Here is a 21,142-nt window from a genome sequence, read left to right as displayed (position 1 = left end):
TATTAGAAGTCAGAACATTTATGTCCCGACCCCCAAGTACTACTCTGGTGGCGTACCAAAGTTATCTAGTTTTTCTACTTTTCCATCTTTATCAACTGAATAATTATACTGTGTATGTGTTTCTAAATTTCTAAAATTAACAGTCCATGTATGATCCAATGTGTAATCATCAACGAAATGTCTTTTAGGAGGCCCATTAAATTCATATTTTCGTGGATCTAGTTTATGTCCTATATATTCTTCTACCTTGTGTATTGCAACTTGACTATTCATGTTACCATCTGGTGTATATACATCACCAGGACTTAACTTTCTTCTTTGTTTATTATTTGAAGTAGCATTATCTGTTTCTTTAGAAGAAGATGCATTATCACTCTCTGGATTCCTCACTGATTCGCTTACTTTAACCAAACTTACGACCTTTTTAAAGTTTGGATTATGACCATATTGTTTGTATAAATCTTCTAAGTTATAGATATGAGTTCCACGTTCTTTTAAAATTTCATCATAAGTCTTAGGACTTTGACTACCTGCAATAATAATCTGGTTTCCTGTAAAACCAAATAGCTCAGCAAAGTTTTGCTTAGTTTCTTCAGGTTCATAAAATTTTACGTTTTGTGGCACATCTGTAATTCTTTCAGGTAACATTTTATTTAAATGATACTCTTGAATAGATTGTTTTGTTGCCTTATCGCCTAACATCTTACCAAGATCTACACCATGCGTATATCTTATATATGAATGATTCAATAACTCATCAGCTGATATCATATAGTTTGTTTTTTCTTGTGGTAAAAACATTGCTAAAGCTATTTTCTCATTAATTGTTAATTGGCTGACTGTCTTCTCTATTTGTTGCGCATCTTTGTTTGCTTCATTTTCTTTTTTGGAAGTTGATTTGTGTTCACTTTTTTTATTATCCGTTTTACTTTTTGCTTCTTGCTTTGCAGAATCATTTTGTTTTTCATTGTGACTGCATCCAGCTAATAAAAGGGTTAAAACTACTGCTGAAGTAAATAAATGCTGTAATTTCATAGATGTCTTAATTCTCCTTCACTTTCAATATCTCATCCTTTTCTATTATATACAAAAAGCTATTAGTTGTTCACTTTTTATTTAAGAAAATAAAAAAACCACTCGCAACGAGGCGAATGGTTGTTAACGTTTATATACTCTGATTTTAATTTCTAAATAATCATCGTGGTCGCGTTCTTTTTGTTCGACACGGATTCCACTTTGTTCGATAGTTTCAAAGCTGTTTTGTAGAGTTTCGCGTGCTTTCGTCAAATCTTTGGCGAATTGAAGCGGCACAGCTTTAACTTTTTCAGGTCCTACTTTGGCTTTGACTCTCGCTTCTGTTTGTTTCACGTTCAAGTGTTGATCAATAATAATTTGGACCATTTCTTCTTGTTCTTCGTGAGATAAACTTAACAAAGCACGTGCGTGACGTTCTGTAATCTTGCCTTCTGAAAGTTTCGTAAGCACTTTAGGAGCAAGTTTCAGTAAACGCAGTTTGTTTGCGATAAAGCTTTGGCTTTTACCGACACTTTGTGCTAATTCACTTTGTGTTGTGTCTCCAAGCTCTAACAGTTTCTGATAGGCTTCTGCTTCTTCAACTGCTGATAGATTCTCACGTTGAATATTTTCTATTAAAGCGACGACTGCTGTTTCTTCATCCGTCATATCACGAATAATCACATCTGCATAAGCCATATGAATACTGCTCATAGCTCTGAAGCGACGTTCCCCAGCTATGATTTCATACATTCCTTCTTCAATCGGTCGTACCACAATCGGTTGTAGCAATCCATGTTCTTGGATGGATTCCGCAAGTTCATTAATCTTGCTTTGATCAAAGACTTGTCTTGGTTGATAGCGGTTCGGCACAATCTTTTCAATTTGAATTGATTCAACATGATTATTGCGTTCATCTTCAGTAGCGCCTGTCATTTCTTCATCTTTATTTGTTAAACCGAATAGTTTAGAAAAAGGCTTTTTCATTCCGCAATCTCTCCCTCTAAATATAATTATATACTAATATTTATTTTTATTTTAGTAAAGGAGATTTGTTAGGCGTTCCGGCTTTTCTCGGATACTTTTTAGGCGTTTTACTACGCTTTTCAATGATAATAATTTGACGCTCACCTGCATCTTCAGGCAATTCAAAAGTTTCGATCGCTTCAACTCTGCCGCCGAAGACCCCAATCGCAAAGCGTGCTTCTTCTAACTCTTCTTCACCTTTAGAAGATTTCATCGCTACGAAATGACCGCCTGTTTTCACTAACGGCAAGCATAACTCACTTAACACTGTCAGACGTGCAACTGCACGTGCTGTCACAATGTCATAAGACTCCCGGTTGTCTCCACGGGTGTTCCCAAAGTTCTCTGCACGTTCATGTACAAAGCTGACACCTTGTAACCCTAAAGCATCGGCAAGATGATTTAGGAATTGGATACGTTTATTCAACGAATCTACAATTGTCACTTTCAGCTGTGGAAAGACAATTTTTAACGGGATACTTGGGAACCCAGCACCAGCACCTACATCACAGATGCTGAGTTCTTTTGTCATATCCACATAAAATGCGGCTGTAATTGAATCATAGAAGTGTTTCAAATATACTTCTGATTCATCTGTAATGCTTGTTAAGTTCATTTTTTCATTCCACTCTACAAGCATTTCATAATAAGTTTGAAACTGTTGTTTTTGTTGGTCGTTCAATGTAATGCCGTGTGTTTCTAGCTTGTCAGCCAACCATTCAACACTCATTTATTTCACCCTTTCAAGCTTACCTTGTTCTAGATAAATCAGTAAAATTGAAATATCAGCAGGGTTAACGCCTGAAATACGTGACGCTTGTGCAATGTTTAATGGTTTAACTTCTGCTAATTTTTCACGTGCTTCACTTGCTAAGCTGTCAATTTTACTATAGTCCAAGTCGTGTGGAATTTTCTTCTGTTCCATACGTTTTACTTTTTCTACTTGCTGTAATGATTTATTGATATAACCTTCATATTTCGTTTGAATTTCAACTTGTTCTTCAACGTCAGCTGGAATTTGATGTTCTTCTTCTAAGATATCAAGGATTGCTTGGTAATCCATTTCTGGACGACGTAGTAATTCAATCGCTAAGATACCGTCTTTTAATGGAGAACCGTTACGTGATTTAATCACAGATTGTGTGTGTTCATTCGGTTTAATACGAATGTTAGATAAACGATCAATTTCAGCTTGGATTTGATCACGTTTTTCATTGAAACGCGCGTAACGTTCTTCTGAAATCAAGCCTAATTCATGACCTAGGTCAGTCAAACGTAGGTCTGCATTATCGTGACGTAATAATAAACGATATTCTGCACGTGATGTTAAGAGACGGTATGGTTCATTCGTACCTTTTGTAATCAAGTCATCAATTAAGACACCAATATAAGCATCAGAACGACTTAATACTTTTTCGCCTGTGCCTAACACACGTCCTGCCGCATTGATACCAGCCATTAAACCTTGACCAGCCGCTTCTTCATAACCTGAAGTTCCGTTAATTTGACCTGCAGTGTATAAGTTTTTGATTTTCTTAGTTTCAAGTGTCGGCCATAATTGTGTCGGTACTAATGCATCATATTCAATCGCATAACCCGCACGCATCATATCTGCTTTTTCTAAGCCAGGAATCGTTTGAAGCATTTCACGTTGTACATGTTCTGGCAAGCTTGTTGAAAGACCTTGAACATATACTTCGTTCGTGTCACGACCTTCTGGTTCTAAGAATAATTGGTGACGTGGTTTATCGTGGAAACGCACGTATTTATCTTCAATAGATGGACAGTAACGTGGGCCTTTACCTTTAATCATACCTGAGTACATCGCTGACAGATGCAAGTTGTCATCAATCACTTGGTGTGTCTTATCATTTGTATAAGTTAACCAGCATGGTAATTGATCTAAGATATATTCAGTTGTATCGAAACTGAATGCACGTCCTACATCATCACCTGGTTGAATTTCTGTTTTATCATAATCAATCGTTTTTGAGTTTACACGTGGCGGTGTACCTGTTTTGAAACGTACGACTTCAAAACCAAGTTCACGTAAGTTATCCGCTAGTGTAATAGATGGTAATTGGTGATTAGGGCCACTTGAATATTTCAAGTTACCTAAAATAATTTCACCGCGTAAGAATGTACCTGTTGTGACGATAACGGCTTTTGAACGGTATTCTGTACCAATATTCGTACGCACACCTTTAATTTCGTCATCTTCAATAATTAATTCGTCTACCATTCCTTGCATGATATGCAAGTTTTCTTCATCTTCTAATACACGCTTCATTTCACGTTGGTATAAAGCTTTATCTGCTTGTGCACGTACTGCACGTACTGCAGGTCCTTTACCTGTATTCAACATACGCATTTGAATATGCGTTCTATCGATTGTTTTAGCCATTTGACCGCCGAGTGCGTCGATTTCACGAACAACAATCCCTTTAGCTGGTCCCCCTACTGATGGGTTACATGGCATAAAACCAACGTTATCTAAATTAATTGTCAGCATCAATGTGTTGGCGCCGCGTCGTGCAGAAGCAAGTCCTGCTTCAATACCGGCATGCCCAGCACCGATGACAATTACATCATAATCCAAAGCCATACTTTGTCCTCCTTTTTATTTTCCGAGACAGAACTGACTGAATAACTGGTCAATCAATTCGTCGCTTGCAGAAGCACCGATAATCTCTCCTAAAATCTCCCAAGTTCTAGTTAAATCAATTTGAACCATATCCATAGGAATACCAGCTTCTGCTGCATCTATTGCATCTTGTATCGAGTGACGTGCTTGTTTCAGCAATGAAATATGTCTTGAGTTTGAAACGTAAGTCATATCTTGGTTTTGAACTTCACCGCCGAAGAACAAGTCACGAATTTGTTCTTCTAATTGATCAATGCCTTCTTGTTTTAACATAGATGTTTCAATGACTGGCATATCTCCGACCATATCACGAACTTCATCTAAATCAAGATGTTGTTCTAAATCTGTTTTATTCACAATCACAATCGCATCTTCATTCTTGATGACTTCATATAATTTAACATCTTCTTCTGTTAATGCTTCATTGTAGTTTAAGACAAATAAGATTAAATCTGCTTCACTTAAAGCTTTGCGTGAACGTTCCACACCGATTTTTTCTACAATGTCCTCAGTCTCACGGATGCCTGCTGTGTCGACGAGACGAAGTGGTACACCACGCACATTGACGTATTCTTCCAAGACATCCCGCGTAGTACCCGCAACTTCTGTCACAATCGCTTTATTATCTTGAATTAAGTTATTCAACATAGAAGACTTACCGACGTTAGGCTTACCGACTATAACTGTCGAAAGTCCTTCTCTCATGATTTTACCCTGTGTACCTGTTGCTAAAAGACGATCGATTTCTGATTTGATTTCTTCTGATTTCTCTAATAAGAATTCAGTTGTCGCATCTTCTACATCGTCATATTCTGGGTAATCAATATTCACTTCAACCTGTGCTAGGATTTCTAAAATAGATTGACGTTGACGCTTGATCATATCACTTAAACGTCCTTCAATCTGATTCATCGCAACTTTAGACGCTCGGTCTGTCTTAGAACGAATGAAATCCATGACTGCTTCAGCTTGAGATAAGTCAATACGGCCATTTAAGAATGCGCGTTTTGTATACTCCCCAGGTTCAGCCATTCTAGCACCAGCCGTCATTGTAAGTTCTAATACACGATTAATCGTTAAGATTCCGCCGTGACAGTTAATTTCTACGATATCTTCTCTTGTAAATGTTTTTGGTGCACGCAGCACGGATACCATTACTTCTTCTACTACTTCATTCGTATCAGGATCGACAATATGTCCATAATTAATTGTATGCGAATCTACTTCAGCTAATGGTTTCTTTCCTTTATAGAGTTTATCAGTGATTTCGATTGCACGACTTCCTGATAAACGGACAATACCAATCGCACCCTCTCCCATCGGAGTAGAAATACTGGTAATTGTATCTAAATCCAACATGCTGCTTCGCCTCCTCTACTTAAATTTCTAACTCTATAATTGTAATGACTTTTATTGTAAATTGCCACATATGTGTTCGAATTCTATGGAGGTTAGACTGGCGTTTGTCTGATATAAGACTTCGGTTAGTCTACTTTATTCTCTTATTGAATAGTTTTGCAATTTTAAGTACATGCTCTAAACTTTTTTGAATTTCCAGTACAGTCATATCTTTTGCAGGTTGTCTTGCAATAACAATAATCTTTTTCGCAATCATATCTTCTTTATGTACTTTAAAGTTTTCTCTGATTGCCCTTTTAATACGATTGCGTGTCACTGCATTGCCGAGTTTTTTAGAAACACTGATTCCTAATTGAAAATGAGTCAAATTTTTATCTGGCATGACATAAACGACAAATTGGCGATTTGCGAATGACTTTCCTCTTCTATAAATCGTTTGAAAATCGCTATTTCTTTTAATGCGATATGCTTTTTCCACTTCCATCACTCACTTATTTTTCTATTCTTGCTGCTCCCCTACCCTATCATTAAGTTCTAGTGTAAAGAATCAGAACTGTATTTTCCAACCCGTGTATCTTTTTTACCTGCATGAAAGCAAAAAAAAGACCACTGATAGGTCAGTGATCTTATGCTGATAAAACTTTACGGCCTTTGCGACGACGACGCGCTAATACTTTACGGCCATTTTTAGTGCTCATGCGTTTTCTGAAACCATGAACTTTACTGTGTTTACGTTTATTTGGTTGATAAGTACGTTTTACCATGTAAAAACACCTCCATATCGAATCTATCTTCATTTATAGTCGCTTTCTCATCTTAACAATGTGATGAGAGTCTTGGAAAAGATCTGCATCTACAGCCTCATCTAATATAACTGAGATATTACAGCCTTCTACCAAGTATCACCGAAGTATTTCTACGGTGTCTGCGAAAGGTTAAGCATCTATATCAAAAGACTTACCTTACTTAGTTCAATTATCAATATCTTAGTCATAATTCAAGCAACTACTAAAATATAACAAATTCAACCTTATAAAGCAAGTACATTTTAAGTGAGATATATTCAAAAAGTTATCCACTTATTCACAGATGAACAGTGACATTCTGTGGATAATTATGTTACTATACACAGACGTTTGCACATAAAAACCACATATCCACAAGAGTTTGACAGGTAGATTTGTTAATAAGTATAATTGTGTGGATAAGTCTTGTAAGGTTTGATAAATAAACGGTTTACAACTTACAATTATCAACATTTTTTCTGTGTATAACGCAAAATTAAATAAAGTTATCCACGGGGTGTGATTAACTTGTGGATAATTATTAACAGCCTGTGTGGAAAGTTATCCACGGGGTGTGATTTTGTGTATAAGTCAAAAAAATTTTAAAGAAAGATGGAGTTTATATGTCAAAAGAAGAAATTTGGGAAAAAGTTCTTGAATTAGCTAAAAGCGAATTGGCAGAAGTCAGTTACTCAACTTGGTTTGAGCCTCCAAAAACAAAGCTGATCGACATTGAAGATTCTGAAGCGATTATTTTAGTCGAAGATAACTTCATTCAAAATTTTCTAAAGAAGCAATACATGGATATTGTAGAAAATTTATTCGAAAAAGCAATTGGAACGCCGCTTAAGCCTCGATTTGTCATTCAAAGCGATTTAACAGCTGATAAAAAACTTAAAGATGATCAAAAAGACAAACAGCCAGAAAAAGAAACGGAAACTCCTGGTTTCCTAAACAGCAGCGAAGATCAATTTAACGCACACAACACATTCGAAACTTTTGTTATCGGACCTGGGAACCGCTTCCCTCATGCTGCAAGTCTTGCAGTCGCGGAAGCACCCGCAAAAGCTTACAACCCACTCTTCATCTACGGAGGCGTAGGTTTAGGCAAAACTCACTTGATGCATGCTATCGGTCATTACGTTCTACAAAATAATAAAGATGCGAAAGTTATCTACACATCAAGTGAAAAATTCACGAACGAATTTATTAAATCTATTCGTGATAACGAAACGGAACAATTCCGTGAAAAATACAGAAACATTGATGTTCTATTGATTGATGATATTCAATTCATTCAAAACAAAGAACAAACACAAGAAGAATTCTTCCATACTTTCAATGACTTACACCAAGCAGAAAAACAAATTGTGATTTCAAGTGACCGACCACCAAAGGAAATTTCGAAATTAGAAGATCGCCTGCGTTCACGCTTCGAATGGGGCTTGATCGTTGATATCACACCGCCTGATTATGAAACAAGAATGGCTATTCTGCAGAAAAAATTAGAGGAAGAAGATGTGGATATTCCATTAGAATCTTTAACCTATATCGCAAATCAAATTCAGTCGAACATTCGTGAATTAGAAGGTGCATTAACACGTGTCATCGCCTATTCAAGATTACAAGGTGAACCGATTACGACTGAACTGACTGCTGAAGCACTAAAAGATATTATTCAAACACCGAAATCTAAGAAAATCACAATTCAAGATATTCAAAAAGTAGTCGGTCAATATTACAATGTGCGCCAAGAAGATTTCATTGCAAAAAAACGTACGAAATCCATTGCCTATCCGCGTCAAATCGCGATGTATCTATCACGCGAACTTACAGATTTCTCCCTTCCTAAAATCGGAGAAGAGTTCGGGGGACGTGATCATACAACTGTGATTCATGCTCATAGAACAATTCGGGTAGATATGGAAAAAGATCCGATTTTCAAACAAGAAGTTGAAAATTTGGAGAAAGAAATTCGAAATCAGTAAACATTTAAATAATTTTACTAGCAATTCGGGTAAAAATAAGTGAGAAATCGAAGCTGTTATAATACAGCGAACTAAATCGTCATTGTGGACAATGTGTAAAAGTTGTACACACCATACACAGTTTATCCACATGTGTATAACTTTGTGTGACAAGGTTTTATCTCGGTTATCCACTTATCCACAGCCCCTACTACTATTACTACGGTTTTAAAACCTATATAATTAAGTTATAAACGACTGGAAGGAGTTTAAAATTTATGATGGAATTCACGATTAAAAGAGACTATTTCATAAATCAATTAAATGACACATTAAAAGCCATTTCACCAAGAACAACATTGCCGATCTTAACGGGTATCAAAATCGATGCAAAAGAAGAAGGCATTATTTTAACAGGTTCAGATTCTGAGATTTCAATTGAAATTTCAATCCCTAAAGAAGTTGACGGAGAAGAGATTGTAACGATTGCTGAAACAGGATCCGTTGTACTTCCTGGTCGTTTCTTTGTAGATATTATTAAAAAATTACCAGGCAAAGATGTGAAGTTATCAACAAATGAGCAATTCCAAACATTGATTACTTCAGGTCATTCAGAGTTCAACTTGAGCGGCTTAGACCCAGATCAATATCCACTATTACCTCAAGTTTCTCAAGATGACGCAATTCAATTACCAATTAAAGTACTTAAAAACGTGATTGCACAAACAAACTTCGCAGTGTCCACCTCAGAAACACGGCCAGTTTTAACTGGTGTGAACTGGTTGATTCAAGATAATGAATTAATATGCACTGCAACAGACTCACACCGTTTAGCAGTTCGTAAACTTAAACTAGAAGACGAAGACATTGAAAATAAAAATGTCATCATTCCAGGTAAAGCTTTAGCTGAACTTAATAAAATTGTCACTGATTCAGAAGATGACATTAATATCTTCTTCGCATCTAACCAAGTGTTATTTAAAGTCGGCAACATCAATTTCATTTCAAGATTGCTTGAAGGACATTATCCAGATACGTCTCGTTTGTTCCCAGAGAACTACGAAACAAAAATTGAAATGAGCAACAGTGATTTCTATCACGCGATTGATCGTGCCTCATTACTTGCACGTGAAGGTGGCAATAACGTAATTAAATTAAGCACTGGCAATCAAGAAGTTGAACTTTCTTCTACATCACCAGAAATCGGTACGGTAAAAGAAGATGTTGATGCAAACAGTGTGGAAGGCAGCAGCTTGAAAATCTCATTCAACTCTAAGTACATGATGGACGCTTTAAAAGCAATCGATAATGACGAAGTAGAAGTTGAATTCTTCGGTACGATGAAACCATTCACATTAAAACCAAAAGATGACGATTCAGTTGTGCAATTAATCTTGCCAATCAGAACATACTAATCTCAAAAACAAAAGGTGACATTCACTTTAAAAAACGGAAATCCTCTTTGCAGGGTTTCCGTTTTTTTATGGCAGATTCAAAATAACAACGTGAAATTCATTTTAAAGTGTCTCAGATGTCGCTGAATGCACTTTAAAATTATTTAGGATAAAAATATCGATGCGCTTAAAATGTTCAATGTCACCTTTTAAAATGCGAAAAATGAGTGTTAAAGACGCTGAAAAATTCAAAATATGAGATTAACGTGAAAAAATGATGAGAAAACGCTAGATTTCAACCGCTCAAACATGAAATTTATTACGAAAAAAGGTATAATATATTAATGACCTTATAAAGAAATGGAGTGAGTGTGTTGACTGAAAAAATCATGGTTGAAGGTGACATTACTTTAGGACAATTCCTGAAAACTGAAGGCATTATTGAATCAGGTGGACAGGCAAAATGGTTTTTAAAAGATTTCGAAGTTTTCTTAAACGGTGAGCGTGAAACACGTCGTGGTAAAAAACTCGAAGATGGCGATCAAATTGAAATACCTGAAGTGGGTTCTTTTGTAATTGCTCATCAAGGTGACCAATGAAATTAAATGCACTCCAACTTGAAAATTATCGCAATTATGAAGAAGTCGCATTGGATTGCCATCCAGATGTGAATATTTTGATTGGTGAAAATGCGCAAGGCAAAACTAATTTATTAGAATCCATTTACACACTTGCATTAGCGAAAAGCCATCGAACTTCAAATGATAAAGAGCTCATACGCTTTGGGGCTGAGTATGCTAAAATAGAAGGTGAGCTGAGTTATCGACATGGGAAGATGCCATTGACCATGTTTATAACTAAAAAAGGCAAAAAGGTTAAAGTAAATCATTTAGAACAACATCGTCTGACACAATATATCGGACACTTGAATGTTGTTCTTTTTGCCCCAGAGGACCTGAATATTGTCAAAGGATCACCGCAAGTCAGACGTCGCTTTATTGATATGGAGCTAGGTCAGATGTCTGCGGTTTACCTGAATGATTTGTCTCAATATCAACGGATTTTGAAACAAAAGAACAATTACTTAAAACAGCTTCAGATTAAGCAGAAAACAGACCGCACAATGCTTGAGGTATTAAATCAGCAGTTTGCGGAGTATGCGCTTAAAGTCACTTTGAAGCGTGCGCACTTTATCGAGGAATTAGAAGTGCTTGCACAACCGATTCATGCCAGCATTACAGACAACAGAGAAAGCTTAGAGGTTAAATATCGTCCGAGCTTGAAGTTGTCTGATACTGAGGATGAAGCGGCTTTGTTTGAAGAAGTGCAGCAATTGATGGCTGACAATATGGACAGAGAAATAGAACGCGGCGTGGCCCTTTATGGTCCGCACCGTGATGATTTAGGTTTTAACGTTAATGGGATGGATGCTCAGACCTATGGCTCACAAGGTCAACAGCGGACATCTGCATTATCAATTAAGCTGGCTGAGATTGAACTGATTAACAAAGAAGTCGGCGAATACCCTATCTTATTGCTTGATGATGTGCTGAGTGAATTAGATGACTCTCGTCAGACTCACCTGCTGAGTACAATTCAAGATAAGGTGCAGACATTTGTGACTACAACGTCTGTAGAAGGTATTGATCATGAAATTATGAAACATGCAAAACTTTACCGAATCAATCAAGGTGAAATTATCAAGTGATAGAAAGTGAAGGTGGAAGCATTGTCAGATGTGAACAACACGGAAGATTATGGTGCTGGACAAATACAGGTATTAGAAGGACTTGAAGCCGTTCGTAAACGTCCAGGTATGTATATCGGATCGACTTCAGAAAGAGGTCTGCACCATCTTGTATGGGAAATTGTAGATAATAGTATTGACGAAGCATTGGCTGGCTATGCTGATACAATCGAAGTCATTATCGAGAAAGATAACTGGATTCGTGTAACAGATAACGGCCGTGGTATTCCAGTTGATATTCAAGAAAAAATGGGCCGTCCAGCAGTTGAGGTTATCTTAACTGTATTGCATGCCGGCGGTAAATTCGGCGGTGGCGGATACAAAGTATCAGGCGGTCTGCATGGTGTAGGATCTTCAGTTGTTAACGCACTTTCTGAAACATTAGAAGTGTTTGTACACCGTAATAATAAAATTTATAACCAAGCGTATAAACGCGGGGTTCCTCAATATGATTTAAAAGTGGTTGGCGAAACAGAACATACAGGAACTGAAATCCGCTTTAAAGCTGACCCTGAAATCTTTACTGAAACAACAACGTATCAGTATGAATTGCTTCAAAAACGTATTCGTGAGTTGGCTTTCTTAAACAAAGGCATTCAGCTTACTTTACGTGATGAACGCGGTGAAGAAGTAAAAGAAGACTCATATCACTATGAAGGCGGTATTAAATCTTACGTTGAGTTAATCAACGAGAATAAAGAGCCTTTATTTGATGAGCCGGTTTACTTACATGACCGTAAAGATGACGTGGAAGTAGAAATTGCATTGCAATACAACAGCGGTTTCTCAACAAACTTATTATCTTATGCGAACAATATCCATACTTACGAAGGCGGTACACATGAAGACGGCTTTAAACGTGCATTAACACGTGTATTGAACAGTTATGGTATTCAACAAGGCATTATGAAAGATGATAAAGAGCGTTTATCTGGTGAAGATACACGTGAAGGTTTAACAGCGGTTGTCTCAATTAAGCACAGCAACCCTCAATTCGAAGGACAAACAAAAACAAAACTCGGCAACTCTGAAGTTCGTCAAATCGTAGACAGACTCTTCACAGAGGATATGGAGCGTTTCTTGTTAGAACATCCACAAGTTGCTCGTATTATTGTCGAAAAAGGTATGATGGCTTCTCGTGCACGTATCGCAGCTAAAAAAGCACGTGAAGTAACTCGTAGAAAATCAGCATTAGAAGTTTCAAGCTTACCAGGTAAATTAGCTGACTGTTCAAGTAAAAACCCTGAAGAGAGTGAAATCTTCATCGTCGAAGGTGACTCTGCCGGGGGGTCTACAAAACTTGGTCGTGATTCAAGAACACAAGCGATTTTACCGCTACGTGGTAAGATCTTGAACGTTGAAAAATCACGTTTAGACAGAATCTTAAATAATAATGAAATCCGTTCTATGATTACTGCATTCGGTACCGGTATCGGAGAAGAATTCGATATTTCGAAAGCACGTTATCACAAAATCGTTATCATGACAGATGCCGATGTGGATGGTGCGCATATCAGAACACTGTTATTGACATTCTTCTATCGCTTCATGCGTCCGTTGATTGAAGCGGGTTATGTATACATTGCACAACCGCCTTTATTCAAATTGACACAAGGTAAACAGAAATACTATGTCTTTAACGAACGTGAATTAGAGAAATTGAAATCTGAATTGAAACCGACACCGAAATGGTCTATTGCCCGTTATAAAGGTTTAGGTGAAATGGATGCAGATCAATTATGGGAAACAACAATGAATCCAGAGCATCGTTCAATGTTACAAGTGACATTAGAAGATGCGATTGAAGCGGATTTAACTTTCGAAATGTTAATGGGCGATGTTGTAGAAAATCGTCGTCAATTCATCGAAGAAAATGCGGTTTACGCGAACTTGGATTTCTAATTTTGGAAGCTATGAATCAGCGAAACAGCTACGGAATTAATAACTTAAGGAGGCAATCTTGATGGCTGAATATCCTGAATCAAGAATAATTGAACGAAATATTAGTAACGAGATGCGTGAATCGTTCTTAGACTATGCGATGAGTGTTATCGTATCTCGTGCTTTGCCAGACGTCAGAGATGGTTTGAAACCGGTACATCGTCGTATTTTGTACGGGTTGAACGAACAAGGGATGACGCCTGATAAACCGTATAAGAAATCCGCACGTATCGTAGGTGACGTAATGGGTAAATATCACCCTCACGGTGACTCATCTATCTATGAAGCCATGGTACGTATGGCTCAGGATTTCAGCTATCGTTATCCTCTTGTAGACGGTCAAGGTAACTTCGGTTCCATGGATGGCGATGGTGCAGCAGCAATGCGTTATACAGAAGCACGTATGACAAAACTTGCGACTGAATTATTAAGAGATATCAATAAAGATACAATCAACTTTATCGATAACTATGATGGTACAGAAAGAGAGCCGGAAGTCTTACCGGCACGTTTCCCTAACCTCTTAGTGAACGGTGCTGCAGGTATCGCGGTAGGTATGGCGACGAACATTCCACCTCACAACATGACAGAAGTCATCAATGGTGTATTAAGTTTAAGTCATAATCCTGATATCACAATCGCAGAATTGATGGAAGACATTACTGGACCTGACTTCCCGACTGCTGGTTTAATTTTAGGTAAGAGCGGTATCCGTCGTGCTTATGAAACAGGACGTGGATCTATTCAAATGCGTGCACGTGCTGAAATTGAAGAACGCGGCGGCGGTCGTCAACGTATCGTTGTGACTGAAATTCCGTTCCAAGTCAACAAAGCGCGTATGATTGAGAAAATCGCAGAATTAGTACGTGACAAGAAAATCGATGGTATTACAGACTTACGTGATGAAACAAGTTTACGTACTGGTGTACGTGTCGTAATCGATGTCCGTAAAGATGCGAATGCGAGTGTTATTCTAAATAATTTATACAAACAAACACCACTTCAAACTTCATTCGGTGTAAACATGATTGCCTTAATCAATGGCAGACCGAAATTAATTAATTTAAAAGAAGCATTGGTCGAATACTTAGAACATCAAAAAGTAGTCGTACGTAGACGTACAGAATACAACTTGAAAAAAGCTGAAGACCGTGCACATATCTTAGAAGGTTTACGTATTGCGTTAGACCATATTGATGAAATCATCACAACAATCCGTGAATCTGATACAGATAAAGTAGCAATGGAACGTTTACAAGAACGCTTCAAATTATCTGAGCGTCAAGCACAAGCTATCTTAGATATGCGTTTAAGACGTTTAACAGGTTTAGAAAGAGATAAAATTGAATCTGAATATAACGACTTAATTGCATACATTGAAGAATTAAGAGCGATTCTTGCTGACGAAGAAAAATTATTACAACTTGTTCGTGACGAATTAATCGAAGTCAGAGAACGATATGGTGATGAACGTCGTACTGAAATTCAACTTGGCGGTTTAGACCATATTGAAGATGAAGACTTAATTCCAGAAGAACAAATTGTAATCACATTAAGTCATAATAACTACATCAAACGTTTACCTGTTTCTACGTACCGTGCACAAAATCGTGGCGGTCGCGGTGTGCAAGGTATGAATACATTAGAAGAAGACTTCGTGAGTCAAATTGTCACATTGAGTACCCACGACCATGTATTGTTCTTTACGAACCAAGGACGTGTCTACAAACTTAAAGGGTACGAGGTGCCGGAACTCTCACGTCAGTCTAAAGGTATTCCAGTTATCAACGCAATTGAGCTTGAAAATGATGAAGTCATCAGTACGATGATTGCGGTGAAAGATTTAGAGAAAGAAGATGCCTTCTTAATCTTCGCAACGAAACACGGTATCGTGAAACGTTCATCTCTAAGCAACTTCTCACACATCAATAGAAACGGTAAGATTGCGATCAACTTCAGAGATGAAGATGAACTCGTAGCAGTACGTCTTACAGATGGCTCAAAAGATGTCTTACTTGGTACATCACGTGCATCACTTATCCGCTTCAAAGAATCACTCTTACGTCCACTTGGCCGAACAGCTGCCGGCGTAAAAGGTATCACTTTACGTGAAGGTGATGAAGTCATCGGACTCGCAGTCGCAAATGGCGATAGTGAAGATGAAGTATTAGTAGTCACTGAAAATGGTTACGGTAAACGTACACCACTTGAAGAATACCGTGTGTCTAACCGTGGCGGTAAAGGTATCAAAACAGCTACGATTACTGAGAAAAATGGTGATATCGTCTGCATCACAACAGTAACAGGCGAAGAGGACTTAATGATTGTCACAAACCATGGTGTCATTATACGTATCGATGTCGGCGACATTTCACAAAACGGACGTTCAGCACAAGGGGTAAGATTAATCCGCTTGAGTGATGAACAATTTGTTTCTACGGTTGCGAAAGTTCAAGAAGAACCAGAAGATGAATTAGAAGGTACTTCTGAAGATGAAACAGAACCAGGTGAAAATGGTCCAACACCAACAATCAGTGAACAAGTCGTAGAATCAGAAGATGATGACCGTACAATTCATACAGAAGAATTAGATGAAACTGTAGAAGAAGACGGTGAACGCACTGAATTAAGACAAGACTTCATGGATCGCGTGAACGAAGATATTGAAAACGCAGATTCAGAAGATGAAGATAACGAAGAAGAATAATTTAAGTGAATAGATAAAATAAAAGCTTTCTGCAAAACCACTAGGTTAAGCAGAAAGCTTTTTTATTACTCTTAATAGATTAAGTTTAATTTTCTTTTTCTTCTAAACGCTTCATCGCATATGGGATTTCTGCGATTAAGTTTGATGGCGGAACAACGTACATTTCTTTAGATAAGTGTTCGCCAATATAACTATGCACATATGTCGCAGTTTTAACCGCGTAATCAAAGTCGTCAAACTGACCGATAAAACTTGTGATAATACCTGATAATGTATCACCCATACCGCCAGTAGCCATAGCTGGTGTACCAATCTCTAATTTGTACGTGTTATCTTTTAAATAGATTTCTGTACCATGTTGTTTTAAGACAACTGCAGAGTGTATTTGATCTACAGCTTCACGGTTACGTTCATAAGTTTGTTCCTCAATTGGAATGCCGCTTAATCTTTCCCATTCCATTTGGTGTGGTGTGAACACAACATTTTGACACTTAGGTACTTCTACTTTTAATTTACTCATAATTGTAATCGCATCACCATCAATAATCAGGTTCTGATGCGGTTGGATATTTTGAAGCAAGAATGTCATCGCATTATTGCCTTTAAAGTCTAAACCAAGTCCAGGGCCGATTAAAATACTGTCTGATGTTTCAATGAGTTTCGTTAACATCTTCGTATCATTAATGTCCACAACCATCGCTTCAGGACAGCGTGAGTGTAATGCTGCATGATTCGTCGGATGTGTCGCAACTGTAATCAAACCGCTTCCGCTATACACACATGCACGTGCAGCCATAATAATTGCGCCGCCTAAATTTGCGTTTCCGCCAATTAATAAGATTCTGCCGTAATCTCCTTTGTGCGTCTCATCTTTTCGTTTTGGAATCGTAACATCTGTTAAAATTTCCACCATAATCCCTCCATAACCCATTCATTTTACACTTAAGCTTCATACAATGGAGCTTTAGGTTTTCGATGTATTTGATTATTTATAAAATTTAAGCACACCCCTGTCATTGGAGTGAGCCTTTCATACCTGTAATGTTGATTGTTTCTCAATGCATTACAACATCTTATACCTATCGTTTAGGTAAGTCAACACTTTCCTTGCGAAGACTTATTGAACGTTTTGTAAAGTCTTGTGCGCGTAAGGATGAACGGGTGAAGATTACCTTTGTTTAACTCATATTGTCTGTCTGGATAGAAAACTGTTATTTAAATTTAGCGTGCTAAACTAGTGACGTATTAACACGCTACGGCTTTGGCAGAATCTATTGTCCTTCTAAAAATGTAAGCGTACACTTGGGATAATTGTATACATTTATTTTCTGAGGGGGTAATTCAATTGACACTAGAATTAAACGGAGCATCGCTCACAATTGAAGATATAAAAAAATTTTTACACCAGCAAGATAAGGTAACAATCTCATCTGATGCGATGGAACGCGTTAAACAAAGTCGTGCCATTGTAGAAGATATTATTAAAAATAAAGAAACGATTTACGGAATTACAACAGGCTTCGGCTTGTTTAGTGATGTCTTAATCGATCCGCAGCAATACAATCAACTTCAAGTGAACTTGATTCGTTCGCATGCTTGCGGTACAGGTGATCCGTTTTCTCACGATGTTGCACTTGTGATGATGATTTTACGTTTGAATACAATGTTGAAAGGTCATTCAGGTGTCACAACTGATTTAGTTGATCAATTAGTTTATTTTATTAATGAACGTATTATTCCGATTATTCCACAACAAGGTTCATTAGGCGCTTCAGGTGACTTAGCACCTCTATCTCATCTTGCGTTAGCTTTAATTGGAGAAGGCAAAGTCTTTTATCAACAAGAAGAAAAAGAGAGTATTGAGGTCTTACATGAATTAGGTCGTGAACCGTTAGCGTTATCTGCCAAAGAAGGTTTGGCGTTGATTAACGGGACACAAGCTATGACAGCACAAGGTGTCATCAGCTGGATTGAAGCGGAAGCGTTAGCTTATCAATCAGAATGGATTGCATCGTTAACACATCAAGCGTTAAACGGTATTACGGATGCGTATCGTCCTGAAGTACATGATGCGCGTAATTTCCCTAAACAAAGTGCAGTCGCAGATCGTATGTTGTATTGGTTAGAAGATTCTCAGTTAACGACGACACAAGGTGAAATCAGAGTTCAAGATGCGTATACGTTACGTTGTATTCCACAAGTTCATGGCGCAAGCTTTGAAACATTGAAATTTGTGAAACAACAATTAGAACGTGAAATGAATGCGGCGAATGATAATCCGTTAATCTTCCATGAAGGTGATGAAACATTAGTTATTTCAGGCGGCAACTTCCATGGTCAACCTGTTGCATATGCGTTAGACTTCTTGAAAATTGCGGTAAGTGAACTTGCGAATATCGCAGAACGTCGTTTAGAACGTTTAGTAAATCCACAATTGAATGGTGGTTTACCTGCTTTCTTAAGTCCTGAACCAGGCTTACAAAGTGGTGCGATGATTATGCAGTATGCGGCAGCGAGTTTAGTATCAGAAAATAAAACATTGGCGCATCCTGCGAGTGTGGATTCTATTCCTTCATCTGCGAACCAAGAAGATCATGTCTCTATGGGTACAATTGGTTCAAGACATGGCTATCAAATTGTGGATAATGCTCGTAGAGTGTTATCGATTGAATTAATTATTGCGTTGCAAGCGGTAGAATTAAAAGGTATTGATCAATTATCGCCACGCTCACTTGAGAAATATGAGACGTTAAGAAATATTACGCCATCCATTACAGAAGACCGTCAATTCCATCATGATATCACGCAAGTATCGCGTTATTTACAGCAAGCAGCGTATACTGATGCAGAATGCAAATAACATGAATTTTTCTTGAATTCAGAAAAATTTTATATTTGAGTTGCAATTTAAATAACTATTTGCTATAGTGAAGTTAAGTTCATAAGACATTGTTCGCAGGATAAGTAATCCTAGTTATTAATTCCAGAGAGCTTATGGTTGGTGTGAATAAGCAATTAAGACTACGTGACGAATCTACCTGCATTTGAGAGAACAACCGGGTTAACCGTTATTTTAGAGAGAGTGCAGTGTGCATCAATTAATTTGATACATACTGTTAAATAGGGTGGCAACACGTAATACCACGTCCCTTGTAGGGGCGTGGTATTTTTTTATTCTTTTTTCAGCTGCTCTAATTATATTATTAATTTGAATTTAAATACCCCGACACTTATTTTGAAAGGATGACTGACACATGTTAGATATTAAATTGTTTAGAAACGAAACGGATCGCTTGAAAGAGAAAGTAAGATTACGCGGAATGGACCCACAAATCGTGGACAAAGTATTAGAACTTGATGGTAAACGCCGTGAGTTAATCGGTAAAGCAGAAGAAATGAAAGCTGAACGTAACCGAGTAAGCGGTGAAATCGCTGAGAAAAAACGCAATCAAGAAAATGCGGATGATGTCATTAAACAAATGAGAGAACTTGGCGATAAAATCAAAGATATCGATACTGAGTTAAACGAAGTGGATGATGACTTACATTATAAATTATCTACAATCCCTAATATCATGCATGATGATGTGCCAGAAGGCGAAACTGATGAAGAAAACATCGAAGTGAAAAAATGGGGTACGCCTCGTGAATTCGACTTCGAAGCGAAAGCACACTGGGATTTAGTTGAAGAATTAGGTATGGCAGATTTCGAACGTGCTGCACGTGTATCTGGTGCGCGTTTCGTCTTCTTAACAAATGAAGGTGCACAGTTAGAACGTGCATTAATGAACTACATGTTAACAAAACATACAACACAGCACGGCTATACTGAAATGATGGTACCACAACTTGTGAATGCAAATTCTATGTATGGTACAGGTCAACTTCCAAAATTCGAAGAAGACTTATTCAAGATTGAAAAAGAAGGACTTTACATGATTCCTACTGCGGAAGTACCGTTAACTAACTTCTACCGCGAAGAAGTCTTGTCTGCAGATAAATTGCCAGGCAAGTTCACTGGACAGTCAGCTTGCTTCAGAAGTGAAGCGGGTTCTGCCGGACGTGACACACGTGGCTTAATCCGTTTACACCAATTCGATAAAGTTGAGTTGGTACGTTTTGAAAAACCTGAAGATTCTTGGGATGCATTAGAACAGTTAACAAGCGACGCAGAAGCAATCTTAGAAGAACTTGAATTACCATATCGTCGTGTCATTCTTTGTACTGGCGACTTAGGTTTCAGTTCAAGTAAAACATATGACTTAGAAGTTTGGCTTCCAAGTTATCAAGATTACAAAGAAATCAGCTCATGCTCTAACATGACAGATTTCCAAGCACGTCGTGCTAACATTCGTTTCAAACGCGACAAAGATGCTAAACCAGAATTAGTTCATACATTGAACGGAAGCGGCTTAGCAGTAGGTCGTACGTTTGCAGCAATTGTTGAAAATTACCAAAACGCTGATGGATCAATTACGATTCCTAAAGCATTGGTACCGTTCATGGGCGGAAAAGAAAAAATCGGCCCTGCAACAAAATAAATGGGATCATCGAGTAG

16 protein-coding genes are annotated in these 21,142 nt (G+C 37.7%); 8 read left to right on the top strand and 8 right to left on the bottom strand.

Going from position 1 to position 21,142, the window contains the following annotated elements:
* Positions 1–39 precede the first annotated feature (39 nt).
* From HMPREF2846_RS02235 to rpmH, 7 genes are all read right to left on the bottom strand, one after another.
* Entirely contained in the window at positions 40–1,035 is a 996-nt protein-coding gene (locus HMPREF2846_RS02235) for a hypothetical protein (RefSeq protein WP_002480302.1), read from the bottom strand.
* A 123-nt stretch (positions 1,036–1,158) separates the two neighbouring features.
* Complete coding sequence (gene noc, locus HMPREF2846_RS02230) at positions 1,159–2,001, bottom strand: nucleoid occlusion protein (protein WP_070625486.1); 843 nt, start codon at positions 1,999–2,001, stop codon at positions 1,159–1,161.
* 46 nt (positions 2,002–2,047) lie between these two features.
* Positions 2,048–2,770: a 16S rRNA (guanine(527)-N(7))-methyltransferase RsmG gene (rsmG, locus tag HMPREF2846_RS02225; protein ID WP_060803761.1), complete on the bottom strand. Its 723-nt coding sequence runs from the start codon at positions 2,768–2,770 to the stop codon at positions 2,048–2,050.
* The gene (gene mnmG / locus HMPREF2846_RS02220) at positions 2,771–4,645 is read right to left on the bottom strand and encodes a tRNA uridine-5-carboxymethylaminomethyl(34) synthesis enzyme MnmG (RefSeq protein WP_070625484.1); all 1,875 of its coding nucleotides are present in this window, start codon (positions 4,643–4,645) and stop codon (positions 2,771–2,773) included.
* A gap of 15 nt (positions 4,646–4,660) precedes the next feature.
* Complete coding sequence (mnmE, locus tag HMPREF2846_RS02215; RefSeq protein ID WP_096754688.1) at positions 4,661–6,040, bottom strand: tRNA uridine-5-carboxymethylaminomethyl(34) synthesis GTPase MnmE; 1,380 nt, start codon at positions 6,038–6,040, stop codon at positions 4,661–4,663.
* A 133-nt stretch (positions 6,041–6,173) separates the two neighbouring features.
* A complete protein-coding gene (gene rnpA / locus HMPREF2846_RS02210) occupies positions 6,174–6,527 on the bottom strand; it encodes a ribonuclease P protein component (protein WP_023014874.1) in 354 nt (117 codons plus the stop codon).
* A 142-nt stretch (positions 6,528–6,669) separates the two neighbouring features.
* Entirely contained in the window at positions 6,670–6,807 is a 138-nt protein-coding gene (gene rpmH, locus HMPREF2846_RS02205; protein WP_000240855.1) for a 50S ribosomal protein L34, read from the bottom strand.
* Between the two features lie 644 nt (positions 6,808–7,451).
* Here rpmH and dnaA point away from each other — a divergent pair.
* The 6 genes from dnaA to gyrA all read left to right on the top strand — a co-directional run bounded on the left by dnaA (position 7,452) and on the right by gyrA (position 16,584).
* Positions 7,452–8,816, top strand: a complete 1,365-nt coding sequence (dnaA, locus tag HMPREF2846_RS02200) for a chromosomal replication initiator protein DnaA (protein ID WP_023014873.1) — start codon at positions 7,452–7,454, stop codon at positions 8,814–8,816.
* Between the two features lie 257 nt (positions 8,817–9,073).
* On the top strand, positions 9,074–10,210 hold the full coding sequence (dnaN, locus tag HMPREF2846_RS02195; RefSeq protein WP_057510713.1) for a DNA polymerase III subunit beta: 1,137 nt from the start codon (positions 9,074–9,076) through the stop codon (positions 10,208–10,210).
* Positions 10,211–10,578: 368 nt separating this feature from the next.
* A complete protein-coding gene (yaaA, locus tag HMPREF2846_RS02190) occupies positions 10,579–10,788 on the top strand; it encodes a S4 domain-containing protein YaaA (RefSeq protein WP_199790672.1) in 210 nt (69 codons plus the stop codon).
* A complete protein-coding gene (gene recF, locus HMPREF2846_RS02185; protein ID WP_002480293.1) occupies positions 10,785–11,897 on the top strand; it encodes a DNA replication/repair protein RecF in 1,113 nt (370 codons plus the stop codon). The genes yaaA and recF overlap by 4 nt, the downstream gene beginning before the upstream one ends.
* A 12-nt stretch (positions 11,898–11,909) precedes the next feature.
* On the top strand, positions 11,910–13,838 hold the full coding sequence (gyrB, locus tag HMPREF2846_RS02180; RefSeq protein WP_031262353.1) for a DNA topoisomerase (ATP-hydrolyzing) subunit B: 1,929 nt from the start codon (positions 11,910–11,912) through the stop codon (positions 13,836–13,838).
* Positions 13,839–13,899: 61 nt separating this feature from the next.
* Entirely contained in the window at positions 13,900–16,584 is a 2,685-nt protein-coding gene (gene gyrA / locus HMPREF2846_RS02175) for a DNA gyrase subunit A (RefSeq protein WP_057510711.1), read from the top strand.
* A gap of 85 nt (positions 16,585–16,669) precedes the next feature.
* Here gyrA and HMPREF2846_RS02170 read toward each other — a convergent pair whose 3' ends face one another.
* Positions 16,670–17,494 (bottom strand): NAD(P)H-hydrate dehydratase, encoded by an 825-nt coding sequence (locus tag HMPREF2846_RS02170; RefSeq protein ID WP_023014869.1) that lies wholly within the window; start codon positions 17,492–17,494, stop codon positions 16,670–16,672.
* A 435-nt stretch (positions 17,495–17,929) separates the two neighbouring features.
* Between HMPREF2846_RS02170 and hutH the strand changes: the two genes are divergently transcribed.
* Entirely contained in the window at positions 17,930–19,444 is a 1,515-nt protein-coding gene (hutH, locus tag HMPREF2846_RS02165; protein WP_070625480.1) for a histidine ammonia-lyase, read from the top strand.
* A 394-nt stretch (positions 19,445–19,838) separates the two neighbouring features.
* A complete protein-coding gene (serS, locus tag HMPREF2846_RS02160) occupies positions 19,839–21,125 on the top strand; it encodes a serine--tRNA ligase (protein ID WP_002480288.1) in 1,287 nt (428 codons plus the stop codon).
* The last annotated feature ends 17 nt before the right edge of the window (positions 21,126–21,142 follow it).

Origin of the sequence: Staphylococcus sp. HMSC056G08 (genome assembly GCF_001812305.1) — a bacterium.
Taxonomy (GTDB): domain Bacteria; phylum Bacillota; class Bacilli; order Staphylococcales; family Staphylococcaceae; genus Staphylococcus; species Staphylococcus simulans.
Note: the sequence above shows the minus strand (reverse complement) of the source record. Positions and strands in the feature narration are given on the sequence as shown.